At 37.8% G+C, this 11353-nt stretch carries 10 protein-coding genes; 9 read left to right on the forward strand and 1 reads right to left on the reverse strand.

Annotated elements, in window-relative coordinates:
* Window positions 1-56: 56 nt before the first annotated feature.
* Window positions 57-1037 carry a hypothetical protein gene (locus tag HMPREF9088_RS05655; RefSeq protein WP_007208200.1) on the reverse strand — a complete coding sequence of 327 codons (981 nt, stop codon included), beginning with the start codon at window positions 1035-1037 and terminating at the stop codon, window positions 57-59.
* 451 nt (window positions 1038-1488) lie between these two features.
* Here HMPREF9088_RS05655 and pdhA point away from each other — a divergent pair, with 451 nt between their 5' ends.
* The 9 genes from pdhA to HMPREF9088_RS05700 all read left to right on the forward strand — a co-directional run bounded on the left by pdhA (window position 1489) and on the right by HMPREF9088_RS05700 (window position 11341).
* On the forward strand, window positions 1489-2595 hold the full coding sequence (gene pdhA, locus HMPREF9088_RS05660) for a pyruvate dehydrogenase (acetyl-transferring) E1 component subunit alpha (RefSeq protein ID WP_040366515.1): 1107 nt from the start codon (window positions 1489-1491) through the stop codon (window positions 2593-2595).
* A gap of 2 nt (window positions 2596-2597) precedes the next feature.
* Window positions 2598-3575, forward strand: a complete 978-nt coding sequence (locus HMPREF9088_RS05665; protein WP_007208202.1) for an alpha-ketoacid dehydrogenase subunit beta — start codon at window positions 2598-2600, stop codon at window positions 3573-3575.
* A gap of 24 nt (window positions 3576-3599) precedes the next feature.
* Window positions 3600-5222: a dihydrolipoyllysine-residue acetyltransferase gene (locus HMPREF9088_RS05670; protein WP_007208203.1), complete on the forward strand. Its 1623-nt coding sequence runs from the start codon at window positions 3600-3602 to the stop codon at window positions 5220-5222.
* 7 nt (window positions 5223-5229) lie between these two features.
* Window positions 5230-6636, forward strand: coding sequence for a dihydrolipoyl dehydrogenase (gene lpdA / locus HMPREF9088_RS05675; protein WP_007208204.1), 1407 nt, complete (start codon window positions 5230-5232; stop codon window positions 6634-6636).
* Window positions 6637-6751: 115 nt separating this feature from the next.
* A complete protein-coding gene (locus HMPREF9088_RS05680) occupies window positions 6752-7036 on the forward strand; it encodes a UPF0223 family protein (RefSeq protein WP_007208205.1) in 285 nt (94 codons plus the stop codon).
* The gene (locus HMPREF9088_RS05685) at window positions 7036-7818 is read left to right on the forward strand and encodes an inositol monophosphatase family protein (RefSeq protein WP_007208206.1); all 783 of its coding nucleotides are present in this window, start codon (window positions 7036-7038) and stop codon (window positions 7816-7818) included. The genes HMPREF9088_RS05680 and HMPREF9088_RS05685 overlap by 1 nt, the downstream gene beginning before the upstream one ends.
* Window positions 7819-7902: 84 nt before the next feature.
* On the forward strand, window positions 7903-9729 hold the full coding sequence (gene typA / locus HMPREF9088_RS05690; protein WP_007208207.1) for a translational GTPase TypA: 1827 nt from the start codon (window positions 7903-7905) through the stop codon (window positions 9727-9729).
* A 148-nt stretch (window positions 9730-9877) separates the two neighbouring features.
* A complete protein-coding gene (locus HMPREF9088_RS05695; RefSeq protein ID WP_007208208.1) occupies window positions 9878-10174 on the forward strand; it encodes a DUF1507 family protein in 297 nt (98 codons plus the stop codon).
* A gap of 3 nt (window positions 10175-10177) precedes the next feature.
* Entirely contained in the window at window positions 10178-11341 is a 1164-nt protein-coding gene (locus tag HMPREF9088_RS05700) for an FtsW/RodA/SpoVE family cell cycle protein (RefSeq protein WP_007208209.1), read from the forward strand.
* Window positions 11342-11353 lie beyond the last annotated feature (12 nt).

The following is an 11353-nucleotide window of genomic DNA, read 5'->3' on the forward strand; positions in this document are numbered from 1 at the left end:
GTTTCTCAAGCTTCTAGTTCGTATGGTCTATTTGGTCGTAGCTCCTCACTCTGTTGTTATTTCGCCAAAATTTGTTGTTCAAACTGATAGCGTTGAATGAGAGATACGAATAAGTTTTGATAATACTCATCATTTGGTAAAGATAGGTTTTGTTGTAATAACTGTACTTTCATACGATTTATTTTGGTGTCAGAGGAACAAAATTCTGGATTTTGCGCAAAGTTAACTAATTGGTAGGGTGGAAGATGGTGGTACCAAAGTAGCAAATTATAGACACAATATAATGCAAAAGATCTTTCGTGGGGGCTATTTATCTGATTCGTGTTTAAAAAAGTCTGAAAATAAAAATTAAAGGGTGTACAATCAAATGGATGCTCGCTACATAATTCAGACAGAAGCGAGAGTGGATTGGTATATTGATTTTTTTTGAAGCGATAAGTTGGATAACATGCTAAAAATGGTTCTTTCTTAGTCGTAATTTCTATTGCGTTTGTAAAAAAGATAGGATAGCTGAGTGTCCACATGACTTCTAGTCTCTCTCGATACAACTTGACTAGTGTACGTTCCAGACAAATACTAAAATAAAAGAGAAGGTTCTTTTTTATTGTACAAACAGGTCTATTGTCGGAAATTAGCTGGTCCTTTTGAAATGAGAGGATCTTGTGTTTTGCTTTTGATAGAGTGGATGGAGCGAAAGGCTGATCTTGAGAAATGGTTAGTAAAGTCCGTTTCCTTTGGAAAAGAACTTCATCTAAAATAATTAACTCAGGGATTTCTTTAAATATCTGTTCGTATAGATCGAATATTAACCTAGGATTACTGCGATTCAAGGTGATGGAAGTGGGAGATAAATAAAAAAGAGGGGGAGTACTTAATGCGTTCATTGTAGCGAGTCGTTTTCTTAACAATTCACCGCTAATACTAATGTGGTTTGCTAGTTGGGAGATTGAATAGACTGAAGGTTCAAATTGAATCTGGTTTAAAATAGCTAGATAATCGGATATAGCGTGTGTCAAAATAGAAGAAATCGGTTTCATTTAAATCAACTCCTAAATCTGTTATATAATAGTGATCTGATTGTGACAGTACAAAATAAATGATAACATACGTTACGCATTCAATCAATAATGAATTGTAACAATAGTTCGAAAAATAGATAGATTTTTTTTTGAATTAAAAATCGGATGAAATTGAAATCTTTTAAATGGATTTTACTCACATACCAACAAAATGATTCTGTTATGAAAAGATAATTTCGTTGTTATATAGCTATAAATTAAAATGTGAAATAGTTCACCATTTTCAAAAAGAATCTCGCGGATATTTCAATTAAAAGATTATGAATGCGAAAACATTTTGCTTGTTTTTCTCTCTCAAAAGTGATAGGTTATACCTGTGAGTCAGAAATGTAGTAATACAGTATCGATTTCTGTTATACATACTGATAGAGAATCGCAAAAAGAATTTCAGAGAGGAAAGTGTGACAAGATGGCAAAGAAAAAAACAATTGACTTTGAAGCTTTGTTAAAAGATATCAATGCTGATTTTCCAACTTATCAAGCTTTGGATAAAGATGGAAATGTTGTAAATGAAGCGTTAGTACCCGATTTAAGTGATGAGGAATTAGTTGAGTTGATGACTCAAATGGTCTGGTCTCGGGTCCTTAATGAACGTTCAACCGCATTGAATCGTCAAGGACGTCTTGGTTTCTTCGCTCCAACAGCTGGACAAGAAGCGAGCCAATTAGCTAGTCATTTTGCATTTGAAAAAGAAGATGTTCTTTTACCAGGATATCGTGATGTACCTCAATTAATCCGTCATGGATTACCATTAAAAGAAGCATTTTTATGGTCAAGAGGACACGTAGCAGGGAACTTTTACCCTGAAGAACTGAAAGCTCTACCACCACAAATTATTATCGGAGCACAGTATGTCCAAGCTGCTGGTGTGGCATTAGGTTTGAAAAAACGCAACAAGAAAAATGTTGTATTTACTTATACAGGTGATGGCGGTTCATCACAAGGTGACTTCTATGAAGCAATTAACTTCGCAGGAGCATACAAAGCAAATGGAGTATTCTACATCCAAAATAACGGCTTTGCTATTTCAACACCTCGTGAACAACAATCTGCCGCTGCTACACTTGCTCAAAAAGCAGTAGCTGCCGGAATTCCTGGTATCCAAGTAGATGGTATGGATCCATTAGCAGTTTACACTGTATCTAAATTGGCTCGTGAATGGTCAATTGCTGGAAATGGTCCAGTTTTAATTGAAACATTAACTTACCGTTATGGTCCACATACACTATCTGGTGATGATCCAACTCGTTACCGTTCGAAAGATATGGATGACGAGTGGCTACAAAAAGATCCATTGATTCGGTTCCGTAAATACCTTGAAGCAAAAGGCTTATGGTCAGAAGAAAAAGAAGAACAAGTGATTGAACAAACAAAAGAAGAAATTAAAGCAGCAATCGCTGAAGCAGATAAAGTTCCAAAACAAAAAGTATCTGATTTCTTGAAAAATATGTTTGAAGTTCAACCTCAATCAATTAAAGAACAAATTGCATTCTATGAAGCGAAGGAGTCGAAATAAAGATGGCACAAAAAACAATGATTCAAGCAATCACAGATGCCCTTGCTCTTGAGTTAGCCAACGATGAAAACGTCCTAGTTTTTGGTGAAGATGTTGGTAAAAACGGTGGGGTATTCCGTGCAACTGAAGGATTACAAGAAAAATTTGGTGAAGATCGAGTATTCGATACACCATTAGCGGAATCCGGAATTGCTGGTTTAGCGTTTGGTTTAGCTTTAGAAGGCTTCCGTCCGGTTCCAGAATTACAATTCTTTGGTTTCGTATTTGAAGCAATGGACGAAGTTGTTGCTCAAATGGCTCGTACGCGCTACCGCATGGGTGGCACTCGTAACTTGCCAATCGTTGTTCGTTCACCATTTGGTGGTGGCGTTCATACACCAGAATTACACTCAGATAACTTAGAAGGACTAATTGCGCAATCACCAGGTATTCGTGTAGTTATCCCTTCAAATCCTTACGATGCAAAAGGACTATTAATTTCATCAATCCGTAGCAACGATCCAGTTGTTTTCTTAGAACACATGAAATTATACCGTTCTTTCCGTGAAGAAGTTCCAGAAGAAGCCTATGAAGTACCTTTAGATAAAGCAGCTGTTACTCGTGAAGGAAAAGATGTTTCTATCATTACTTACGGTGCAATGGTTCGTGAAGCAATAAAAGCTGCTGATAATTTAGCTAAAGAAAATGTTTCAGTTGAAATCATTGACTTACGTACTGTTGCTCCTTTGGATATCGAAACAATTATTACTTCTGTTGAAAAAACAGGTCGTGTTGTAGTTGTTCAAGAAGCACAAAAACAAGCAGGCGTTGGTGCGCAAATTGCTTCTGAAATTGCTGAAAGAGCTATTCTTTCATTAGAAGCACCAATCGGACGTGTATCAGCTCCTGATACTGTATTCCCATTTGGTCAAGCTGAAAATGTGTGGTTGCCAAACGCAGCAGACATTGAAGAAAAAGTGAAAGAAATCGTAAACTTCTAACGTAGTCAGAAAGGACGAAAAAAAATGGCATTTCAATTTAAATTACCAGATATCGGCGAAGGTATCGCAGAAGGCGAAATCGTTAAATGGTTTGTAAAACCAGGCGACACAATTAACGAAGACGATACATTATTAGAAGTACAAAATGATAAGTCAGTGGAAGAAATTCCATCACCAGTTACTGGTACTGTAAAAAATATCATTGTCCCAGAAGGAACAGTAGCAAACGTTGGTGATGTTTTAGTTGAGATTGATGCACCTGGTCATGAGGACGAAGGATCAACCGAAGCACCTGCTCAAGAACAAACTCCAGCTGCACCAGCTGCTTTACCTGAAGCTGATGCAAGTGAAGGTGTATTCCAATTCAAATTACCAGATATCGGTGAAGGGATTGCAGAAGGCGAGATCGTTAAATGGTTCGTTAAAGCTGGCGATACAATTAATGAAGACGATACTTTATTAGAAGTACAAAATGATAAGTCAGTGGAAGAAATTCCTTCACCAGTTACTGGTACTGTAAAAAATATCATTGTCCCAGAAGGAACAGTAGCCAATGTTGGTGACGTTTTAGTTGAGATTGATGCACCTGGTCATAACTCAGCACCTTCAGCAGCTCCTGCAACTGGCGCAGCAGCTGCAACTGCGGAACCTGCTAAAGCTGGTAGCACAACTGTCGTAGAAGCAGCAGATCCAAACAAACGTGTATTAGCTATGCCATCGGTACGCCAATTTGCACGTGAAAAAGATGTTGATATTACTCAAGTTCCTGCCACAGGCAAAGGTGGACGTACTACCAAAGCTGACGTTGAAGCATTCTTGGCTGGTGGATCAACAGTAACTGAAGCAAAAGCACAGGCGAAAGCTCCAGAAGCATCAGCAAGTGCAGCAGCACCAGCTGAAGCAAAAGCTGCTCCAGCAAAACCATTCTCTTCTAACTTAGCAGAAGCTGAAACACGTGAAAAAATGACACCTACACGTCGCGCAATTGCAAAAGCTATGGTCAATAGCAAACATACAGCGCCACACGTGACCTTACACGATGAAGTTGAAGTATCAAAACTTTGGGATCAACGTAAGAAATTTAAAGAAGTCGCTGCAGCAAATGGCACGAAATTAACATTCTTACCATATGTTGTTAAAGCATTGACTGCTACAGTGAAAAAATACCCAATTCTTAATGCGTCAATCGATGATGCATCACAAGAAATTGTTTACAAACATTACTACAATATTGGTATCGCAACAGATACAGATCATGGATTGTATGTACCTAACGTGAAAGATGCAGACCGTAAAGGCTTGTTTGCTATCGCTGATGAAATCAATAGCAAAGCTGCTCTAGCACACGAAGGCAAACTTTCAGCTGATGACATGCGCAATGGATCAATTACAATTAGTAATATCGGTTCTGTGGGTGGTATGTGGTTTACTCCGGTTATTAATTACCCTGAAGTAGCTATTTTAGGTGTTGGAACAATCGTTCAACAACCAATCGTGAACGCTGAAGGTGAAATTGTTGTTGGTCGTATGATGAAATTATCATTCAGCTTTGACCACCGTATTGTTGATGGAGCGACTGCTCAAAAAGCAATGAATAACATTAAACGTCTGTTAGCTGATCCAGAATTGCTATTAATGGAAGGATGATAAACAAATGGTAGTTGGAGATTTTGCAATTGAGTTAGACACAGTTGTTATTGGTGCGGGACCTGGTGGCTATGTAGCTGCCATCCGTGCTGCGCAATTGGGACAAAAAGTAGCGATAGTAGAGCGTGAATACATCGGAGGCGTTTGTTTAAACGTTGGTTGTATCCCTTCTAAAGCATTGATTTCTGCTGGACACCACTTCCAAGAATCATTAGATTCTACTATGTTTGGTGTGACTGCTGAGAATGTTTCTCTAGATTTCACGAAAACACAAGAATGGAAAGACAATGGTGTTGTTAACAAATTAACATCAGGAATCTCAATGTTATTGAAAAAGAATAAAGTTGAAGTTTTAGAAGGGGAAGCATTCTTCGTTGATGATCATACTCTTCGCGTAATGCATCCAGATTCTGCTCAAACTTACTCTTTTAACAATGCAATCATTGCTACTGGTTCTCGTCCAATTGAAATCAAAGGTTTCAAATTTGGTGGCCGTGTATTAGATTCTACTGGCGGATTAAACTTGAAAGAAGTTCCGAAAAAATTCGTTATCATTGGTGGCGGAGTCATCGGTGCTGAATTAGGTGGCGCATATGCGAACTTAGGATCTGAAGTAACTATTTTAGAAGGTTCTCCACAAATCTTACCTACTTATGAAAAAGATATGGTTAAGCTTGTTGAAACTGAATTTAAAAATAAAGGCATCCAAGTTGTCACAAAAGCAATGGCTAAAGAAGCAGTGGATAATGGCGACAGCGTAACAGTAAAATACGAAGTTGATGGTAAGGAAGAGTCTGTCACAGCTGACTATGTAATGGTTACTGTTGGTCGTCGTCCAAACACAAACGATATGGGATTAGAGCAAGCGGGAGTTGAAATCGGCGAACGCGGCTTAATCACAGTCGACAAACAAGGTCGTACGAATGTGAAAAATATTTTTGCAATTGGCGATATCGTTCCTGGCGCAGCTTTAGCTCATAAAGCTAGCTACGAAGCAAAAATTGCTGCTGAAGCTATTTCTGGCAAAAAAGTAGCGGTTGACTACAAAGCAATGCCAGCAGTTGCCTTCACAGATCCTGAATTGGCAACTGTCGGTATGACAATTGCAGAAGCAAAAGATGCTGGCCTTGAAGCGAAAGCATTCAAATTCCCATTTGCTGGGAATGGTCGTGCCCTTTCATTAGGTAAAACTGAAGGCTTTATTCGTTTAGTAACAACGGTTGAAGACAATGTTTTAATCGGTGCTCAAATTGCCGGTGTTAGCGCATCTGATATCGTATCTGAATTAGCTTTAGCTATTGAGTCAGGTATGAATGCAGAGGATATTTCATTAACAATCCATCCACATCCATCTTTAGGTGAAATCGTGATGGACGCTTCCGAATTAGCTTTAGGACTACCAATTCACGCGTAATAAATCGATAGAAATACTAAAAGTACCAGTTTGCGTAAAAGTTAACTGGTATTTTTTTGCATTTTTGCTCTAAAAAATTTATAGTTAAATAAAAAAGAAAGAACAGAGGAACTTTATGAATCAAAATTATGAATACCCATTAAATTTGGATTGGAATACCGAGGAGATGGTTGCAGTCATTGCTATGTGGAATGCTGTCGAAAAGGCGTATGAAAAAGGGGTTCAGATTAGCGATCTTCTTACGGCCTACCAAGACTTTAAAAAGGTTGTTCCTTCGATTGGTGAAGAAAAACAACTTGGTAAGCAGTTTGAAAGCAGTAGTTCCTATTCACTTTATCGGACAATCAAGAATGCAAAAGAAAAACAAAAGGGTGTTCTCAAAATGAGGAGTGACGACTAATGCAAGAAATTGTTCATGAAATCAAGAGCTGGATATATGAAGCATCCGAACGAATTAGAGCATCCATTGCAAGCAATCAACTGACGGTGTGCACAAAATCTGATCGAACTGATTTAGTTACCAATATTGATAAAGAGACACAAGACTTTTTGATGACCAAAATCAAAAATTTTGATCCAACTGCAAAAGTTTTGGGTGAAGAAAACAATCAAAACCATTTGACAGATTTTTCAGGAACAGTATTTATTGTCGATCCGATCGATGGGACTATGAATTTTGTTTTAGAACAAGAAAATTTTTGCTTAATGATTGCTGTGTATGAAGAGGCGAAACCGAGCTTAGGTTTTATTTACGATGTCGTAAAAGATGTTCTATTATGGGGAGGCCCTTCAATTGGTGTCTATCGTAATGATGAGCGCATTGATGCGCCTGCCAACAAAGGGGTAGCAGAAGGATTGCTAGGCGTGAATGCTGGCATGTATGGGACAAATTTTGCACATGTACGCGAAATTGGTAATATGGCTCTTGGTGTGCGAATGTCAGGCTGTGCTGGAGTAGAGCTGATTGCCTTAATTTTAGGAAAAAGAATTGGCTATATATCAAACCTTTCTCCTTGGGATTATGCAGCAGGAGGCGTTTTACTTCAAACATTAGGCTTAAAGATGAGCAACATTAGTGGTGATGCCTTGAATTTAAGCGATCGTGAGTTTTTTGTTGCTGGAACGCCAAAAGCATATGAAGAAATGACGAGATTGTTGCAAAAAGATGAAAAAGTAAGTTAATTGAAAACTTTCTACTATGTTTCACCTTTTTTTTCTGGTATAATAACTCGTTGAGTCAAAGCCAAAATTAAAGGAGCAATTACATTGAAGTATAGAAATGATATTCGAAATGTTGCGATTATTGCCCATGTCGACCACGGGAAAACAACTCTAGTTGATGAACTATTAAAACAATCGCATACGTTAAACGCAAGAACGCAATTACAAGAACGTGCGATGGATTCAAATGCCATTGAAAAAGAACGTGGAATTACGATTCTAGCAAAGAACACTGCTGTTGAATACAACGGTACGAAAATTAACATCTTAGATACACCGGGTCATGCGGATTTTGGTGGAGAAGTTGAACGTATCATGAAAATGGTAGATGGTGTTGTCCTAGTCGTAGATGCGTATGAAGGAACAATGCCTCAAACTCGTTTTGTATTAAAGAAAGCTTTAGAACAAAACGTTACGCCAATCGTTGTTGTAAATAAAATCGACAAACCTTCTGCACGTCCCGAGCACGTAGTAGATGAAGTATTAGAATTATTTATCGAATTAGGCGCAGACGACGAACAATTGGATTTCCCAGTTATTTATGCATCTGCTTTAAATGGAACTTCTAGCTTATCTGACAATCCTGCTGATCAAGAAAAGACAATGGCACCTATCTTTGATACGATCATTGAGCATATTCCAGCACCAGTTGACAATAGCGAAGAACCATTACAATTCCAAGTATCCTTACTTGATTACAATGACTATGTTGGACGTATCGGAATTGGTCGCGTATTCCGCGGAACGATTCGCGTAGGAGACCAAGTGGCATTGATGAAATTAGACGGCGAAGTTAAAAAATTCCGTGTAACCAAAATTTTTGGATTCTTTGGTTTACAAAGAGAAGAAATTCAAGAAGCCAAAGCTGGTGACTTAATTGCTGTATCTGGGATGGAAGATATCTTCGTAGGTGAAACAGTGACACCTTCTGATCATCAAGAAGCACTACCAATTTTACACATTGACGAACCAACACTACAAATGACGTTCCTAGTGAACAACTCACCATTTGCTGGTCGTGAAGGAAAATGGGTAACTGCACGTAAGATTGAAGAACGCCTAATGGCCGAATTACAAACGGACGTATCGTTAAGAGTTGATCCAATTGGTCCTGACTCTTGGATCGTTTCAGGTCGTGGTGAATTGCATTTGTCTATCTTAATTGAAAACATGCGTCGTGAAGGCTTTGAATTACAAGTATCACGTCCAGAAGTTATTGAACGTGAAGTAGATGGTGTGAAATGTGAACCATTTGAGCGTGTTCAAATTGATACTCCTGAAGAATATATGGGATCAATCATTGAATCATTGGGCATGCGTAAAGCTGAAATGCAAGACATGATCCATACAGGTAACGGACAAGTACGTATAATCTTCTTAGCACCTGCTCGTGGATTGATTGGATATACAACAGAGTTCTTATCAATGACTCGTGGATATGGTATTATGCACCACACATTCGATCAATACTTACCGATGATTTCTGGACAAATTGGTGGCCGTCATCATGGTGCGTTGGTATCAATTGATACAGGGAAAGCTACAACTTACTCAATCATGAACATTGAAGAACGTGGAACAGTCTTTGTTGAACCAACGACTGAAGTATACGAAGGTATGATTATTGGTGAAAACTCTCGTGATAATGACCTTACTGTTAATATTACGAAAGCAAAACAAATGACTAACGTTCGTTCTGCAACAAAAGACCAAACTTCTGTGATTAAAAAACCAAGAATTTTGACACTTGAAGAATCTTTGGAATTCTTAAATGATGATGAATTCTGCGAAGTAACACCAGAAAATATTCGTTTAAGAAAACAAATTCTTAATAAAAATGAACGCGAAAAATCACAAAAGAAGAAAAAATAATCGTTAATAGATAGTTAAAGAAACCTTATTTCATCTGAAATAAGGTTTCTTTGTTTTAAAAACAATAATCCTTTTGAAAATTGAAAAGACAAGTCTTTCTTTTTAAAAAAATATGCTATAATATTGGAATTAGATAGGAGGAGATACCATGGAAACAGTGACTCCGGAAATGGCGAATTCATTGCTACTGAATGAAGCAAATCGTATTCGTTTATTAATTAAAAATCAAAAAAATAGCCAATGTATTTCACAATGTAAAGCATTTGAAGAGGTAGTCGATACGCAAATGTATGGCTTGTCTCGCCAGGTGGCATTCGCCATTCAACTTGGTATTATTCAACCCGAAGTGGGTCATCAAATTTTGAGTAGCTTAGAGCGGGATTTGAATCATTTGTATACCGAAGTATATGAAGACCAAAAGATTACTGAGGGCAAGGAGGTTTAAATTTTGCCTAAAAAAATCTTAAAAAGGCATTTGCTCGACTTACATATTTTTTTACCTTATATAACGTTATGTGTCATTGGATTAATGATGGTTTACAGTACAACGTCTTATGATCTATTAGAAGAAAATCAAAACCCAGCGAGACAGGCGATTTTGCAGTTTATCTTTTGGGTGATTAGCCTGATTTTGATGGCAGTTATCTATCGGGTTAAAACAATTGTTTTAAAAAACAAATATGCGACGTATGGTGCGTTGGCAGTCATTATACCGGCAATGTTTCTAGTATTTGCTTTTAAACCAGTCAATGGTTCCTATGGCTGGATTCAAATCCCTGGAGTGGGAACGTTGCAACCTGCTGAATTTTTGAAATTTATTGTCATTTGGTACCTAGCGATTCAGATTACCAATCGGAAAGATGATATCTTACAGTTTGAAAAGCAACCAATTGCGACTGTGGTTCGAATAACGTGGATGACTTTAATCCCTACCAGTTTATTATTGTTTTACCCTGACTGGGGAAATATGATTGTTATTTGTTTAGTAATTCTTGTATTGTTACTAGCTAGTGGTATTAATTATCTCTATACATTTGTAGCAGGAGCTGGATTGATGGCACTAGCGGCTTTAGCAATCAAATTAGTCCCTACAGTTGGAAGTAAGTTTTTGCCAGCCCATGTCGTTTCTCGATTTAAAATCTTTCAAAATCCATTTTTGGATGAATATGGCACTGGTCACCAAGCAATTCATGGCTATTACGCGATGTTTAATGGTGGATGGTTTGGTAGAGGATTGGGTAACAGTATTCAAAAGAAAGGCTTCTTAAGTGAAGCGCAAACCGACTATGCATTTGCAATTGTCGTTGAAGAACTGGGATTACTCATGGCACTTGCAATTCTTACACTATTATTGTATATGGCTGCTCGGGTTATTTTAGTAGGTATTCGATCGACGGATACATTTAACTCGTTGATGTGTATCGGTATTGGTTCTCTGTTCTTGATTTCAATATTTGTCAATCTAGGTGGAATTACAGGCTTAATACCTCTAACTGGAATTACATTTCCATTCATCAGTCAAGGTGGTTCGAGTTTGTTGGTATTTTCCGTAGCAATAGCATTTGCATTAAATATAAGTGCAGATGAGAAAAAGAAAAAACTTCAGCTATAAAAGAATTGGTTA

The sequence above is a fragment of the Enterococcus italicus DSM 15952 genome, from assembly GCF_000185365.1.
Taxonomy (GTDB): Bacteria; Bacillota; Bacilli; order Lactobacillales; family Enterococcaceae; genus Enterococcus_G; species Enterococcus_G italicus.

Bases quoted from the DNA above. Each gene is read 5' to 3' on its own strand.
- HMPREF9088_RS05655 (WP_007208200.1), bottom strand. From the start codon at position 1,037: ATGAAACCGATTTCTTCTATTTTGACACACGCTATATCCGATTATCTA.
- pdhA (WP_040366515.1), top strand. From the start codon at position 1,489: ATGGCAAAGAAAAAAACAATTGACTTTGAAGCTTTGTTAAAAGATATC.
- HMPREF9088_RS05665 (WP_007208202.1), top strand. From the start codon at position 2,598: ATGGCACAAAAAACAATGATTCAAGCAATCACAGATGCCCTTGCTCTT.
- HMPREF9088_RS05670 (WP_007208203.1), top strand. From the start codon at position 3,600: ATGGCATTTCAATTTAAATTACCAGATATCGGCGAAGGTATCGCAGAA.
- lpdA (WP_007208204.1), top strand. From the start codon at position 5,230: ATGGTAGTTGGAGATTTTGCAATTGAGTTAGACACAGTTGTTATTGGT.
- HMPREF9088_RS05680 (WP_007208205.1), top strand. From the start codon at position 6,752: ATGAATCAAAATTATGAATACCCATTAAATTTGGATTGGAATACCGAG.
- HMPREF9088_RS05685 (WP_007208206.1), top strand. From the start codon at position 7,036: ATGCAAGAAATTGTTCATGAAATCAAGAGCTGGATATATGAAGCATCC.
- HMPREF9088_RS05695 (WP_007208208.1), top strand. From the start codon at position 9,878: ATGGAAACAGTGACTCCGGAAATGGCGAATTCATTGCTACTGAATGAA.